The sequence below is a fragment of the Candidatus Deianiraea vastatrix genome, from assembly GCF_007993655.1.
GTDB classification, from domain to species: Bacteria; Pseudomonadota; Alphaproteobacteria; order Rickettsiales; family Deianiraeaceae; genus Deianiraea; species Deianiraea vastatrix.
The window spans coordinates 670296-685849 of record NZ_CP029077.1; the positions used below are offsets into that span (position 1 = coordinate 670296).

At 32.7% G+C, this 15554-nt stretch carries 10 protein-coding genes and 2 pseudogenes; 5 read left to right on the top strand and 7 right to left on the bottom strand.

Annotated features, from left to right (window positions below; all coding sequences use genetic code 11):
• Positions 1-31 precede the first annotated feature (31 nt).
• Complete coding sequence (gene lpxK / locus deia_RS03195) at positions 32-1054, bottom strand: tetraacyldisaccharide 4'-kinase (protein WP_222912618.1); 1023 nt, start codon at positions 1052-1054, stop codon at positions 32-34.
• A 72-nt stretch (positions 1055-1126) separates the two neighbouring features.
• Between lpxK and deia_RS03200 the strand changes: the two genes are divergently transcribed.
• From deia_RS03200 to deia_RS05880, 3 genes and pseudogenes are all read left to right on the top strand, one after another.
• Positions 1127-2122 carry a hypothetical protein gene (locus deia_RS03200; protein ID WP_146820721.1) on the top strand — a complete coding sequence of 332 codons (996 nt, stop codon included), beginning with the start codon at positions 1127-1129 and terminating at the stop codon, positions 2120-2122.
• A 120-nt stretch (positions 2123-2242) separates the two neighbouring features.
• Positions 2243-3694, top strand: a pseudogene (gene aspS / locus deia_RS05875) (aspartate--tRNA ligase); the annotation flags it as partial.
• 318 nt (positions 3695-4012) lie between these two features.
• A pseudogene (locus deia_RS05880) lies at positions 4013-4498 on the top strand (amino acid--tRNA ligase-related protein); the annotation flags it as partial.
• Between the two features lie 64 nt (positions 4499-4562).
• On the opposite strand, the gene deia_RS03210 reads toward deia_RS05880, so the two are convergent.
• From deia_RS03210 to pheS, 4 genes are all read right to left on the bottom strand, one after another.
• Positions 4563-5399 carry a hypothetical protein gene (locus deia_RS03210; protein WP_146820723.1) on the bottom strand — a complete coding sequence of 279 codons (837 nt, stop codon included), beginning with the start codon at positions 5397-5399 and terminating at the stop codon, positions 4563-4565.
• An 85-nt stretch (positions 5400-5484) separates the two neighbouring features.
• Positions 5485-7725 (bottom strand): hypothetical protein, encoded by a 2241-nt coding sequence (locus tag deia_RS03215; protein WP_146820724.1) that lies wholly within the window; start codon positions 7723-7725, stop codon positions 5485-5487.
• 143 nt (positions 7726-7868) lie between these two features.
• A complete protein-coding gene (locus deia_RS03220; protein WP_146820725.1) occupies positions 7869-8828 on the bottom strand; it encodes an RluA family pseudouridine synthase in 960 nt (319 codons plus the stop codon).
• On the bottom strand, positions 8825-9931 hold the full coding sequence (gene pheS / locus deia_RS03225; RefSeq protein WP_146820726.1) for a phenylalanine--tRNA ligase subunit alpha: 1107 nt from the start codon (positions 9929-9931) through the stop codon (positions 8825-8827). The genes deia_RS03220 and pheS overlap by 4 nt, the downstream gene beginning before the upstream one ends.
• Positions 9932-9998: 67 nt before the next feature.
• On the opposite strand from pheS, the gene sdhC reads away from it, so the two are divergent.
• Positions 9999-10418, top strand: a complete 420-nt coding sequence (gene sdhC / locus deia_RS03230; RefSeq protein WP_146820727.1) for a succinate dehydrogenase, cytochrome b556 subunit — start codon at positions 9999-10001, stop codon at positions 10416-10418.
• Positions 10415-11050, top strand: a complete 636-nt coding sequence (locus deia_RS03235) for a LysE family translocator (RefSeq protein ID WP_146820728.1) — start codon at positions 10415-10417, stop codon at positions 11048-11050. The genes sdhC and deia_RS03235 overlap by 4 nt, the downstream gene beginning before the upstream one ends.
• Here deia_RS03235 and deia_RS03240 read toward each other — a convergent pair.
• Positions 11024-12577 (bottom strand): peptidoglycan D,D-transpeptidase FtsI family protein, encoded by a 1554-nt coding sequence (locus deia_RS03240; protein ID WP_161982835.1) that lies wholly within the window; start codon positions 12575-12577, stop codon positions 11024-11026. The two genes, deia_RS03235 and deia_RS03240, sit on opposite strands and share 27 nt — an antisense overlap.
• 220 nt (positions 12578-12797) lie before the next feature.
• A complete protein-coding gene (gene infB, locus deia_RS03245; protein ID WP_146820730.1) occupies positions 12798-15494 on the bottom strand; it encodes a translation initiation factor IF-2 in 2697 nt (898 codons plus the stop codon).
• Between the last annotated feature and the right edge of the window lie 60 nt (positions 15495-15554).

A 15554-nucleotide genomic window follows, 5' to 3' on the forward strand; every position in this document is an offset into this window, starting at 1 on the left:
ACATTTATCAAACAATCAAACATAAAATATCTTATGAAATTATCTTTTTCACTTCAATATCAAAACTCTCTATAACATGAAAAATTTTAAATTCAACAAAGTATTTACGAAATTTTTCAGAAATTTTTACAAAATCTTTAGAAGTCGTGATAATTCCTTGACATTTCATGGTTTTTTGAATGTCAATTAATTTCTCAAAATCACTTTCTTTATACGCAAAATGGTCAGCAAAACTTATTTTCTTTACAATTTTAATGTTATTTTTCTCAAGATATGAAAAAAATTTTTCGTTAATTCCAAGACCAGAAAAAGCAATGTAATCTCCATTTGCTATTTTATTTTTATGTAATATTTTTGAAAAAAATACACTTTTTGGCTGTAATATGCTTTCAATTGAAGCAGATCTTTTGTTATAAAAGGAATTTGTATATATTATATAGTCAATTTTTTTGCTATATAAAAAATATGGACATCTTTTTGGTCCAGATGGCACAATTTGCCCGTTGCCATCGAGGTATTTCTCGTCAAAAAGAGCTATTGTAATGTCTTTTTTAAAGCGATTATCATGTAGCCCGTCATCCATTATTATGTAGTCATAATTTTTAGCCTCATTTGATAACAAAAACTCGATTCTATCACGAAAAATATATGTATCAGCAACTTCTGCAAGCAGTATCGGCTCGTCTCCATATTTTTCATAATCATCCGTCAAAAAGCCTTTGGCAATCGATAAATTGTCTATACTCTTCCTTCCATATCCTTTGGTAAGATAACAAAATTTACATCCTGCATCGTTTAAAATTCTGCCGATTGAAAGGCATATTTCCGTCTTTCCACTGCCACCTAAAGTCAAATTTCCAACGCATATAATTTTTGCGTTAATATCTAGCGTTTTACTGCAAAAAAAACGCTTATAATAATACAAAATTATATAAATTAGGCTATATAAAATCGATAGCGGCATTAATGCTATGGAAATTGTGCCAATATTTTTGTAAAAAAACTCAGGTGTTTTCAAGATTTTATAAACTATTTGAGATATTATATATAACAAAAAATAAAAATCCATTTTTTTCTTGCTTTTTATTTTCTAATTTTTAAAATTGGGAGCAATGAGATTATTAAAATGAAAAAATTACTTGTTTTATCTATACTTTTTACAGTTTGCGGCTGCACATCTTATAAAATTAAAAATTTCGAGCAATACAAAACAGTTAAAACTTCATCATCTGATGCCTCAAATCCTGTATCTAAGAAAAAGTCAATTATAGTAATTCCATTTGATGAATCTGGCGAATATTCATCCAAAAATCAAGTTGGACAAACACTTTCAAATCTCATTGAAAAGGCTCTTGTGGAAAATAAATATGCCAAAGTTGAAGATAGAAAATTAATAGAAAAATTGAAAGATGAAATTAAATTGCACGAAATGAATAGCTCAACAACATCATTTACCGGACCTCAAATTGCAGATTATGCAATTACCGGGAAAATTAATTCTGCAGCTTTTTCTCAATCAACATCAACAAACTGGGCTGGAGTTATGGCAAGGGTTGCAAATGACGGAAAGGGAAATGACCCACTTTCACTTCCGACAAGCGTTGTGAACGTAGATGCATCAATTAAAATAGTTGAATTACCAAGCTTGCAACCCGTTAAAGAGCTGTATTGCAACACCAAAGCCGAAAGAAAAGTCCCAAGTGGAACTTATGCCGCTATGACAAACGATGGAATTGCTATGAAAAGAGCTATTTTGCGCTGCGTTGATAAAGTTTTACCAGATGTTTTAAATACCATAAAAGTCTACGGAGTTGTTCAAGAAAAAAGAGTCATTAATGGCTCAGCAATCTTTAAAATAGATGTTGGATATGAAAATGGATTAAAAATGGGGCAAAAAGTTTCCATTGCACGAATTCAAGATGACAACAAAGAAAAATCAATACCAGTAAATTCCGTTTATGTATCAGATCAAATCGACGATAAATCAGCTTGGCTTGTTGTAAAAAATGAGCAAGACTTCATGAAAATTAAACAAGGCGATATTGCGTACATAAACATGAAATACGAAAGTAGAGCGCAAGGCGGCTTCGCTGATGCAATCGGCCTGGATAGCGATAAATAATTGACTTTGATAAACAAAAGTACAATTTTATCTCATTATTAACCATAAATTTGTTGTATTTTGTAGATTATTCTTGACATTTGAAAAAGAATTTTTACCCTTGTAAAAAAGAATATAAATATGTCCACTGATTACTTAAAATCTGTATATAGAAACTATACTTGTGCGTGTTTGCGTGCAAAGAATGACGGTGAAATCGTGAAACTTGCAGGCTGGGTACACAATAAACGCGATCATGGCGGGGTTTTATTTATAGATTTGCGTGATAATTACGGCATTACTCAGCTTGTTATTGATGAGCAACTTTGTCCACTTAAAGCTGAAGATTTTTCAAAAATATCCACCGAATCTGTAATTTCCGTTACTGGAAAGGTTGTAAAGCGCTCGATGGAAGCATTAAATTCCTCGATTCCAACGGGAGAAATTGAGGTTTTGCTTGAAAGTGTAAATATCGAAAGTCGCGCGGAAGTTTTGCCATTTCAGGTTAATTCCGATGAGAGCGTTGGTGAAGAAAGTCGCTTAAAATATAGGTTTTTAGACCTTCGTCGTCAAAAATTACACGACTCTATATTGTTTCGTGGCAAGGTTATTAAATTTATTCGCGATAAAATGTGGGATATGGGCTTTCAAGAGTTTCAAACCCCGATACTTACTGCATCTTCGCCTGAAGGGGCAAGAGATTTCCTTGTTCCATCGCGTATTCATCACGGAAAATTTTATGCTCTTCCGCAAGCCCCTCAGCAATTTAAACAACTATTAATGGTGTCTGGTTTTGACAGATATTTCCAAATTGCGCCGTGTTTTCGCGATGAAGACGCAAGGGCAGATCGCGCACCAGGTGAGTTTTATCAACTTGATGTTGAGATGTCTTTTGTCGAGCAAGATGATGTTTTTGCGCCAATTGAAAAACTTATGTACGATGTTTTCACGACTTTTGGAAAGAAAAAAATCGCTGAGTTCCCATTTCCACGCATAAAATACAAAGATTCCATGCTAAAATATGGCTCTGATAAACCAGATTTACGTAATCCAATTGAGAATTTTGATGCAAGTGAGATTTTTGCCGGCTCGAAGTTTAAGGTTTTTGCAGATAGCGTTTCAAAAGGCGAAGTAGTTCGCGCAATTCCTGTGCCAAATCATAAGCAGGCAACTGAGTTTTTTAAGACTGAAATGCAGGAATTTGCAAAGCAAAACGGCGCGCAATTCGGTATTGCATATTTGATTTTTGACGGTGGCAGCGTTAAACCTTGCCCAATTCGCAATGCCTATAAAATCACGAAAGATGGCGATGAAATCGACGAAACTGGCTTTAAGGAATTGATCGAAAAAGTTCGCAAAGCCGGTAATTTCAAAGACGGAGACGCGGTTTTCTTTGCCTGTGGAAAAGAGACTTTTGCAAATAAAATTGCAGGGCTAGTTCGCACTAAGGTTGCAAAAAAGCTAGGATTAATCGATGATAATATCTTTAAATTCGCTTGGATTGTTGACTTCCCATATTTTGAATACAACGAAGATGAAAAGAAAATTGACTTTTCGCACAACCCATTTTCAATGCCGAAGTGCAGTCTTGAGGATTTGATTTTGGCTGATAGGGTAAATATTGTCAAGATTAAACCTTATAAAAATCAAGGTTTATGCGTTTATATTGATTCCGAAGAGTTACAGAAATTAAACAAAAATAGCCACGATTATAAGAAAATTGTTGAAAATCTTTCAAATTTTCATGCAAGATATAATCAATTATTTGACGCTCGTGGTAATAAATCAGATTCTGAATTTTGCTCTGAGATCTTTGGCACGAAAATCGAAATTTTGTCGAACGAACCTATAAACTTTCACAAATCAACAAAAGAATTGGAGCTTGGCTTTCTGGTTGATAAAATGGATGAAAAAAACGCAAAAATCGCTCAAAAAGCATTAATTGATATAATTTTTGACGGCATAAAAGAGCAAGACCTCTGCAAAATCGAAGCCAGCCAATACGACATAGTGTGCAACGGAATTGAGCTTTCAAGCGGCGCGATAAGAAATCACAAAGCGGAAATTATGTATAAAGCCTTTGAAATCTGCGGATACGACAAGTCTGTTGTGGATGAAAAATTCGGCGGCATGGTAAACGCATTTAAATACGGTGTTCCACCTCATGGCGGCATTGCCCCGGGAATTGACCGCATGATTATGCTTCTTACCGACAGCGAAAACATTCGCGAGGTAATAGCATTCCCGCTTAACGGCTCTGCGGAAGACTTGATGATGCAAGCGCCATCTGTGCCTTTTGCAAAACAACTTCGCGAACTTGGAATTTACACCGAAGGCGAAATACGCGAAAAGCTATCTAAAGATGAATGCAAAAAACTTGGGATGAGGGATAAGTAGTTAAAGCGTCAAATTTGGAGTTTGATTTTGCACGAAGCGTGCAAACTTATGGCATAGATTTTGTTTAAGAGTTGTAATTTTGCTTGCAAATATCAATGATTTTATTGCAAATATCTATGTTTTCAATATGATTTTTTGTAATACGAATTTCTTGATAGCCAACTAATTCAACTTTGTTATTTTGAAAAAATTGCTTCATTTCATCTGTAAAAATTTTACAGAATTGTAACTTTACAAAACTCTTTTTCGGACGAAAGCAGATAAAATTAAATGGAGTGTTATTTAGTGTAATTCCAATATAATTTTTATTATACTTGAGTGCGATATTTTCAGTAATTTCGCTTTTTAATTTTACAAAAATCTCATCCATTAATATTAAATTCTCTTTATTACTTTTTTCCTGCCAAAAATTTCTATCAACAACTATAGCGTCTTTATCATCATTTTCAAATTGTGGACCAAAAATTGTATTGAAATTTACACCAATTTGACCACTTATATCAAAAGCATTGATTTCTATAATGCTAATAGGAATTTTATGCTGTCTAAAAAGGTTAATTACATTAAAATATCTGCCAGTTACTTTTTCTGCTATAATAACTGGAAAATGAATTATTGATGGGAACTTTCTTCGTTGATCTTCCCAGTATTCAATCGCTCTAATGATATGTGATGTGTCCATTTCGCCAAGTTGGATTTCTACGATATAGCGAATTTCAATGTCTTCGTCTGTGTTATCTGCTAAAATTAAATCAATTCTGCCAAAATCTGTAATTCGCTCAAAATCTTTGCTCACTAATTTTCCAAAACCTAGTACCGATGGGTCATTTTTAATTATATCCTGCACATTTATCTCAGAAATTTTTTTATCTTTTAATGATATTGTATTTAAAATCTGCATAAAGAAAATAATATATTAATATAATCTTGTATCATTTTTATTAAAGTCAATAAAACCAAAACATTTCCGTCCTTTTGGAAGAAATCTAATTATCAAATTTAGACCTTAAAACAAAAACGGCGTCTTTTATATTGAGCATTGTTTTTACAAAAGAATCGCTGTTTTTTACAAAATTATCATCATACGTGATCCAGAGTTTTTCTATATCAAATGTTCTAATTGCAGTTTTGAGTGTATTTTGCAAGTCTTTAAGGCTTGGAGTGTATATTGAATTTGGGTCAAAAAGCCCAATTGCAATATCGCCTTGATATTTATACCCAGATAAATTTTTCACCACATCATGCCCCGATTTTGATGACTCAAGCAGCAATACATCTATGTCAAGATTGTCAAGGTCGTCAATATATGTAAATATATTTGAATTTGTTATGTATAAATGAACCTGAATTTCATCTTTAAATTTTGCATAAATATTTTTTATATACACCCCAAGTCCGCTTAAAAGTGGCGTATATTCGGTTATTCTAGTTGGCATGACCTCAAGTATATTATGCTCATCAATTTGGATAACCTTCGCACCATGTGATACCGCTAAATTTGCAATTTCCGATATCGCAACAGAAAGTGTTGCTAAATATTCATTTTTATATTCATTTTTACAAAGTATATAAGATCTGTGAAATGCAGTAACTGGGCCTATAACACGATATTTTACCGGCTTTTCTGTATTTTCAACTACACTTGAAAGTAATGAAAACATTTCTGCATTCTTTTCAAAACTAAAATCACCAAATAAAATTGGCGGCTTCTCATATTTGTTGCAGTAGGTTTTAATGAAGCCATCAGTTGTATTAATAACCTTTCCATTGAGGAAATTTACAAAATAATCAAAATATTCCGAGTCTCTATCATATTCACCAGTTGTAACTATGTCAAATCCCAAATTGTTTTGCTTTTTTAGTGCATCATTTGCTAAATTTAAAATATTGTGATCGGCATTTTTCTTTTTTTCAGCAACAAAATTTGGCAACATGGCAAGCGGAATAATTGGAAAATGCGATAAATTCATCTTATTTTTCTGCAAATCTAATCTTTCTTTTCTATCACCCCTAGCATATTTATCTATTTTTTTATCGGTAAAAGATATCTCTTCCTTTATTTTAGCTAATAATTTCGACCTAGATTTTGCCTCTTTGATAGCATCATTATCACCATTAAGGCAATCTTTTATTAGCACTAATTCTTTTAATTTATCCTTTGCTGATGCAAGATATTTACTATATACCTGATCTTTTTTATCAAGCGCTATATTCAAAGGCGATTCAAAAAGCCCAGATGATGTTGCAATATGTATTCCACTGCAATAATCAGATACCGTCTTTGCAATTTCTACTGATTTTTCAATATCATTTATAAAAACATTTGACCCATCAACTAGCCCAAGAGATATTTCTTTTTCTGTCTTATTTTTAACTATATAATCAATTTGTGACTCGTAATTTGAAAGATTTAAATGCACACAATCAACCGGAAGCGAAAAAATCATATCAGCATTACTGCCAATATACCCAAATCCGGTTGTCAAAGTTATCTTTATATCACCAATCATACTCGCAATTTTCTCATATGTTGTTTTGTATAAATCTTGATAAACGCTTGGTAAATCTGTAGACAAAAATGGTTCATCAATTTGAATCTCTTTTGTTCCTATTCTTCTTAGATTAACAAATATAGCTTTATAAACTTCTATTATCTCCGCTAGTGTTCTTTGCGTGTCAATCTCAGTACAATCTTCATCATCAGCATCATAGACCTTGCTAAGCAATATATAGCTAATTGGACCAAGAATAACAGGTCTTGGTATTATATTCATTTCCTTTGCCTCAATAAAATGTTGCATTACCTTGTTATCTGAAATTGCAAAATCCGTTACATCCTGCAACTCAGGAACCGTATAAAACAACCTAGTATTAAACCACGATCTGCATTCCATTCCAGGAACTTCAAATTTATCCTTCCTATGTCCAACTATAGGTGCAAAATATATATCCGACGGAACTTCACCACCTTCCCAATAATATCTATTTGGAATATTGCCTATCATAACGCTCATATCCCATACATTATCATGCCATGTAAAGTCATTTACAGGTATTATGTCAATTCCTATATCTTGTTGTAGCTGTAAATTATCTCTTCTTATTTTTCTTCCAATCTTATATAACTCGGTTTCACTAATTTTGCTACTTAAAAAGTTATTTATTGCATCTATTAATTCCATATTTTCACCTATACATGGAAAGCCTAAAGTGGCAGTTTTAATCACAAAAATAAAAAACAGCAAAAATTTTTACCGTAAAAAAATAATAATCAAGAAAAAAATAAAATAATACATTAAAATTCAATAACCCTTATATCAAACTTTGCAAAAAATTCAACCTCTAAGTTAAAAGTACGCTTGTAACTACATTAATTCATTGTGAAAAAAACCTTCATGTGTACTGGGATTTTTGGCTTTTTTGCAGGCAGATAATCTACGTTCTCAATGCAAATATTATACGATAAAAGCTGTAATTTTTGCCCTTTTTCATATCGTTTATTGTACTTTTCATCGCCTAAAATCGGTGCGTTAAGCGATAGCGCGTGCAAGCGAATTTGATGAATTCTGCCCGTAATTGGGCGAAAAATCGCTATTGTTAAAGGTCTTTTATACCCATCGTAGTTGTTACAAAAGACAAACTCGCTCGCCATTTCATTTTCCTCATTAATTACCACACTTTCTTTATTAATTGTTGCCAAAACTTCGTATTCGCTAACAGCCAAATCTCCGCCAGTTTCAACATTTTTTGCAAGGGACTCATTTCCTGCAATTTTTTCAATTCTTGTCGCGATTTTACCGGATTTTTGAGGTAAAATGCCATCTAAAACTGCAATATAGGTCTTTTTTACCACTCTTTCGCGGAAAAAACGCGAAAATTTATCTGCAGCCTGCTTTCCTTTTGCAAATATCATTATTCCGCTTGTGTTTTTGTCAAGTCTGTGGACTATTTTTGCGCTTTTATCGATACATTTTAACACTTCAATTAAAGAAAAATCAATGCCATCGCCATCTTGAACGGCAAATCCATATGGTTTGTCGATGAGAAAAATCTCGTCATTTTCAAAAATTATTGATTTTCTCACAATTTCAATCATTTCTTCAGTTGGCAATTTGCTTTTTTCGCTTTTTTCAGAAATGGCGACTAAATCTGAAATAAAAATCTCATCATTACAGGAAATTCTTGCGTTAAAATCAGACTTTTTCCCATTTTTTTTGATAAAACCATTGCGTGTAAATTTGCAAATCAGACCGTGCGTCAGGCCAATTTTTTCCTTTAAATACCTATCAAATCGCGCGTTATCATAATCTTTTTCAACTTTTAATATCATACATCAAAATGATTAAAATTGTAATTTTTCATCCAAAACATCGATGTATTATAGAATTTTCTAATGTCCGGCGCGCCATATTTTAGCATCGCCATGCGATCTACGCCAAAGCCAAAGGCAAAACCTTGATATTTTTTCTCGTCAATATTGCAGTTTTTAAGCACCTCGTCATGTATCATTCCACAGCCCCCAATTTCTAAAAATGTCGATGATTCCTGAATTTTTATACCATTTTCAAGCTTTACATAAGGTATATCAATTTCGGCAGAAGGTGATGTAAAAGGGAAAAAACTTGGGCGTAAACGCACCTTTACATCTGTCTCAAAAAAGTCAGAAAGCATAGCGTTTATCGTGAAAATCATATTGGCCATGGTCACATTTTCGTCAACGCAAAAGCACTCGATTTGATGAAACATTGGGCTGTGCGTTGCGTCGCTGTCGAATCTAAAAACCTTGCCAAAAGATATGCCGCGAATCGGCGATTTTTCCTTATTCATAGCGTGAATTTGCACATTTGATGTATGCGTTCGCAAGATATAATCAGTATTTTTTTCGCCATTTTCCGAATTTATATAGAAAGTATCGTGCATTTGCCTTGCCGGATGGCTTTCTGGAATATTTAATTTTGTGAAATTATTATCACATGTGTCAATTTCCGGCCCATCATACAAAATAAAGCCGAATTTACCTAGGATTTTTATGATTTCATCCGATGTTTTTGTGATAATATGCAGGCTTCCAGTTTTTTTGTTAATTGACGGCAAAGTTTCGTCAATTTTGTCATTTTTTAGCTTATTTTCCATTTCTTTTGCTTCAATTTCATTCATTTTTGATAAAATTTGAGCCTCCGCAAAGTTTTTCATTTCATTTGCAATTTGCGCATATTCTTTTTTAACCTGTGCGTCAATTGTGCGAATAAATCCCATTAATTTCGTAATAATTCCGTCTTTTCCAAGGATTTTAGGGCGAATTTCGTGCGTTATGACAATATTATCGGATATTTCTTTCATTTTTTCAAGAATTTCGGAAAAATCGGCATCCAGACTAGCAATTTCCGCCTTCATTTCACTTGAAATTTGACTTTTTTCTAAAAAATTTTTCATATTTTCAAAATTAGTATTTGATTATTAAATAATTTGTTTTTAATATGCAAGTAATTAGTGAAAAATTATGCACAACAGACCTACATCTCCGCATCTTTCAATATATAAATGGCAGATTACATCGGTATTTTCCATATTGCACAGATTAAGTGGCATTGGTTTGTTTGTGGTATTTTTACTATTTGCAATCTTATTTTCTATCGGAGTTGAAAAAACAACAAAAAACCACGATGGAGTCTTAGAAATATTGCAAAATTTTCAAAACTTAACACAATCTTGTGTGTATTTTAAATACTTCATTTTTTCTCTAATTTTTATTACACTGCTTGGATTTTTCTACCACGCCTTAAATGGAATTAGGTTTTTATTTTGGTCTTTTGCCATGGGCTTTAACCTAAAAACAGTCGAGAAAACCGCATATTTAGTACTAATTCTTGCATTTTTACTATCTGGTTATTGCAGCTTTAAAATTATCGCATTATTATGAATTTCGCACTATTTATCGAGGTTTTATTGCTTTGTATGGTTGGTGTAATTAGCCCTGGACCAAACTTTTTAATGACGGCAGCAAATACAATGGAAAACGGCAGAATTGCTGGAATTTTGACTGCACTTGGAGTTACATTTGGTGTTACAATATGGCTTTTTGTCTGTGCATTTGGCATATCGGGTCTTTTTTTGGAGCATCAAACATCCTTTTATATTATGCAAATTTTATCGATTATATTTGTATTTTACATTGGTTGTAAGATTATTAAAAATCGTCATTCAAGAATTGAAAAAAATCAGAAAAATGAAGAATATAAAACAAAACTTTCATTTTTTAAATATGGATTTTTGGGCACAATTTTAAACACTGGAGTTGGAATTTTTTACACTATAATTTTTACCAAATTATTCAGTTTTTATGGCAAAGATATGAAATATATATACCTCCATATAACAGTATTTAACGCAATAGAGCTAGTTTGGTTTATATTTGTTGCATTTTTTGTATCATTTGCACAAAAATTTATCAATAAATACTTCAGCAAAATTAACCTTTGCATGGGAATTTCAATGCTTTGCTTTGGCTTCAAAATGCTGTCTCAATTATCGATTTTCAATTTCGTAAATTAATCTTTCCGTGCTTATAATATCCCTTTCCGATTGCTGCATTTTTGGAATTTTCAGAAAAAGACCCATCTGCTCGATTAAACCACTCGTTGCCCTTCCAAGTGTTCCACCGCCAGTTAGCGAAAGTCTTCTTTCCGCGCTCCATTTTGGCTCATCAAGGCTTATAACCATTGCATATTTTGGATCACTCATCGGAAAGGCTGCAAAAATCGAAAGCAAGTTTTTCTCTTTTGAATACCCGCCTTTATTGAGCAATTTAATAGCTGTTCCGCTTTTTCCGCCTATGTCGTAATGTGGCGATTTTAAGCTTTTCGCCGCACCAAATTGCACTATTTTCCTCATTATAGATAGCATTTTACTCGATGTCTCTTGAGATATGATGCTTTTATCAAGTATAACATTATTGCCATTTTTTAAAAGGGTTAAATTTGTGAATTTGCCATTATTTAAAATCGAAATCATAGCGCGAAGCAAATGTGCTTGAGTAATTGCTATTCCATGCCCATAAGATAATGTAACAGAAGTAATTCCATGCCAATTTTGCTTTTGAGGCATTAAAAATCCACCATTTTCCGGAATTTCAAGATTCATTTTTTCGCCAAAGCCAAGATTATAAAAAAACTCTCTTTGTTTATCATGTCCAATTTCAAGTGCTATCTTTCCAGATCCAATATTAGATGAATACATCACAACTTCTTCAAGGGTCATAACATCTCTTCTTTTCACAAAGTCTGTAATCTTATAGCCATTTAACTCAAGATCATCTTTTATAGTATAAACTTTACTCGTTGGTAAGCCGTTTTCAAGAGCAAGAGCTGTATTTATTAATTTGAAAATTGAACCAAATTCATAAACGCCAAGGGAAAATTTATTAAACGCCCTATCGAAAGTCATAGAACTTTTATCGTTTGGATTGTAATCCGGAAGACTTGATGCCGCTATAATCTCCCCAGTTTTTACATCGGCAATCATTCCAAATGCCCCTTTTGCCTCATTTGTCTTCATTGTATCGGTTAAAATTGTATGTAATATCCTTTGAATTTGCAAGTTTACAGATAAATTAACAAAGCCATTTTCATCTGGTTTTATTTTGCCTTGTGAAATTGATTTTTCAATTCCAGAAACACCCTTGCCGTCATCTGATATTAGTCCTATAATATGTGAAAAAAGCGATCCATGTATATAATATCTTGTTTTTTTAACCTGAAATTCAAGCCCTATAACACCATTTTCAAGTAATTTTTTTCTCTCCCTATCTGAAATGCCAAATTGTATTAATATTGATGTATTTTTGCTCCCCTTTTTTTCCATCGATTTTTCAAGTATTTTCTTATACCTTGATTTTACCCGTGGTAATATTTCCGAGATTTTTAATAACTCATTTTCAATATTTAATACATTATAAGGCCTAAAATATAAATCATATGAATTAATATCCTGCGCCAAAATTTCTCCATTTCTATCGACAATTCTTGGATGCTCATCATCTGCATGAAGCCACTTTTTATATGCAGAATTTTTAACTGGCAAATTACATACCAAAAATAATGATATATTTAAAATCAAAAAAAGAAAAAATGCAAAAGAAATAGCAAAACGCAGCCTTACACTAAAGTTATTATCAAGAAATCTAATATATCTTATTTGCTTTAACTTGTAAAAACCAAATATCTTGCATGACTTAACAACGCAAAACACAATGAACAATTTACATTTATAAAAAGTATTTCTTAGTTTTATATAAAAAATACTAACTAATATTGAGACTTTGTGTTTCAAATTTTTCTTCATAAAATTCAATTAAGTCGCCAATTTCAAATTTCACATTTGATGCCAATTGTATTCCACACTCATGACCAGTGCTAACTTCTTTAACATCATCTTTAAATCTACGAATGGTTTTAATATTGCTAATGCCAATCTGCTCAGATCCTCGCAATACCTTTGCAAAACAGCCACGAACAGCAACGCCGCTTTCCATCATACAACCCGCAACCAATTCGTCTTTTCCAGAGGTAAAAACTTGCCTTACAACCGCCTTTCCTATTAATGTCTCTATTCTTGTTCTTGCAAGATAGCCAGATGCTATTTCTTTCACTTTATCAAATAAATGATATATAATACTGAAATTTTCGCATTTTAGACCTTCTTTTTGTATCACAACTTTCGCCCTTGCGTCAGGTGTTACATTAAAACAAAGTATGTGTGCGTTTATCGATTTTGCAAGATTTGCATCTGATTCCGTTACAGATCCGGTACCTTTTTGCATCACTTTTATGTTTAATTCAGGGTGGGAAACTTGCGAAATCATCAAGCAAATTGCCTCAAGAGACCCAAAAGCATCAGCCTTGATGATGAAATTTACATCTTTTTTAACCGTTTTCAAGTCATCAAAACTCATCCGATTTGAAGTAATAATACTTGTTTTTTCCATTTCTTTTACTATTTCGTTATACCCTCTTGCATCTTTTTCATCTTTTATATAAAACACATCAGATGATGAAGATGGAGTGCTTTCAAAGCCGAAAATTTCAACAGGAATGCCTGGAATTAGCGTATTTAGTCTATTGCCTTTATCGTCAATTATCGCCTTTATTTTCGCATAAGCCGTGCCTGCAACTATAATATCTCCTATTTTTAAAGTACCGTGTTTTAGTATAATAGTGACTATTGCCCCACGATTTTTATCAAATTTTGCCTCAATCACATGACCAAAGGCTCTAGCTTTTGTATCTGTTTTTATACTAAGCATTTCGGAATGAAGAGAGATTGTATCCAGTAATTTGTCTATATTTAAATTGTTTTTCGCCGAAATTTCAACACAAACAACATCACCGCCAAATTTTTCCGCAACAACATTGTGTTGAAGTAAATCTTGAACAACCCTATCAACATTTGCATCTTCTTTATCTATCTTATTTATAGCAACTATCATTGGTATTTTTGCAGCTTGAATATGCTTTATTGCTTCAATTGTTTGATTTTGAATGCCATCGTCTGCCGCAACCACTAAAATCGCTATATCCGTTATACGGCTTCCCATCTTACGCATTGCCGTAAATGCGGCGTGCCCTGGCGTATCAAGAAATGTAATTTTATTGTGAGATTTTGTCTCAACCATATATGCACCAATATGCTGAGTAATTCCGCCACTTTCGCGCGATGCAATATCGGATTTCCTAATTACATCAAGTAGTGTTGTCTTTCCGTGATCAACGTGTCCCATTATTGTAACAATTGGAATTCTGCTTTCTTCTGGCTCTATTTCTGCAAGCTCAGAAAACAGTTTTTCGTATATATTTTGAACCTTTACCCTTTCAACATTATGCCCCATTTCAGTTGCGATAAATTCTGCAGTGTCTATATCCAAAACATCGTTTATACCAGCGGTAATGCCATTTTTCATCAAAGTTTTTACAACATCTCCAACCTTTTCAGATATAAGCTCTGCTAAATCTCTAACCGAAATATTACCGGAAAGCTCAATGTTTCGCACAACATCATCGTATTTTTTAAAGCTTCTTCTTATATTCCTTTTATATTGAATCATAGGTCTAAACGGCTCGGCATCAATATTGCGAAATGATAAGTCCTTTCCAAGAAATCTCTCATAGTCTCTTGTAATATCTTCTTCTGTTATTACATAATCATTTTTTGCGCTATTTTTTTCATCATCTGTATCATCGGCATTTTCATCTTTTGATACATTATATACATCACTATCTATAATATCGGAATAATCACTTTCCTGACTTTCAATCTTTTGTAATATACGAGTTCCATATTTATCAATCATTTCTGTCACTCGATTGTTCGTTTTTGATATTTTAGTCTTTTTTTCCTCTAAATTCTTTTTTTTGCCATCTGCGTGAGTTGTGATATTATTTTTGCCCTTTGCCGGTTGAGTAAATTTTTTACTTTGAGTATTTTGTCCATATGGCAAGGCATCTAGCGCCAAGGGGTCAGCAGCTTTTATAGCCACATCATCTGTATTTTTCTTTTTCTCTGTCACAAGATTCATGTTACGCATTTTACCCTGCTGTAAGTAATTTTCAGCTTTCTTTTCTTTATAATATTCGTCAATTTTTCTTTGATTTCCATTAACTCTATCCTGTTCACGCTGAGTGCTTTGGCTTATCTTTGGGTTGTCATTTACACTAGAGTCATTTTCTTGAGCTTCATTCTCAACATTTTGCATCTTTTCTTTTGATGTAGATATGTTCAAATTAAACATCTGTCTTGAAATTTCTTGCTTTTTACCTGAAATATTATCATTATTCTTTTCAGCAATTTTCTTCTGCTGTCCATTAATATCAAAATTATTCATTGCATTCTTGATTTTATCCATGTTAAGCTTTGCAAGATTAATTTTCAGAGCATCTGCTTTTAGGGTAATTTTATTTTCGCTACTATTAGGATTGCTGCTTTCCTTTTTATTATCGCTCATTTTAAATCAAATAAAACCAATTTTCCCTACTATGAAACCAAAAAAAACAAAAATCAAGTT

Coding starts and splice junctions, on each gene's coding strand:
- deia_RS03200 (WP_146820721.1), top strand. CDS start 1,127: ATGAAAAAATTACTTGTTTTATCTATACTTTTTACAGTTTGCGGCTGC.
- deia_RS03210 (WP_146820723.1), bottom strand. CDS start 5,399: ATGCAGATTTTAAATACAATATCATTAAAAGATAAAAAAATTTCTGAG.
- deia_RS03220 (WP_146820725.1), bottom strand. CDS start 8,828: ATGATATTAAAAGTTGAAAAAGATTATGATAACGCGCGATTTGATAGG.
- pheS (WP_146820726.1), bottom strand. CDS start 9,931: ATGAAAAATTTTTTAGAAAAAAGTCAAATTTCAAGTGAAATGAAGGCG.
- sdhC (WP_146820727.1), top strand. CDS start 9,999: ATGCACAACAGACCTACATCTCCGCATCTTTCAATATATAAATGGCAG.
- deia_RS03235 (WP_146820728.1), top strand. CDS start 10,415: ATGAATTTCGCACTATTTATCGAGGTTTTATTGCTTTGTATGGTTGGT.
- infB (WP_146820730.1), bottom strand. CDS start 15,494: ATGAGCGATAATAAAAAGGAAAGCAGCAATCCTAATAGTAGCGAAAAT.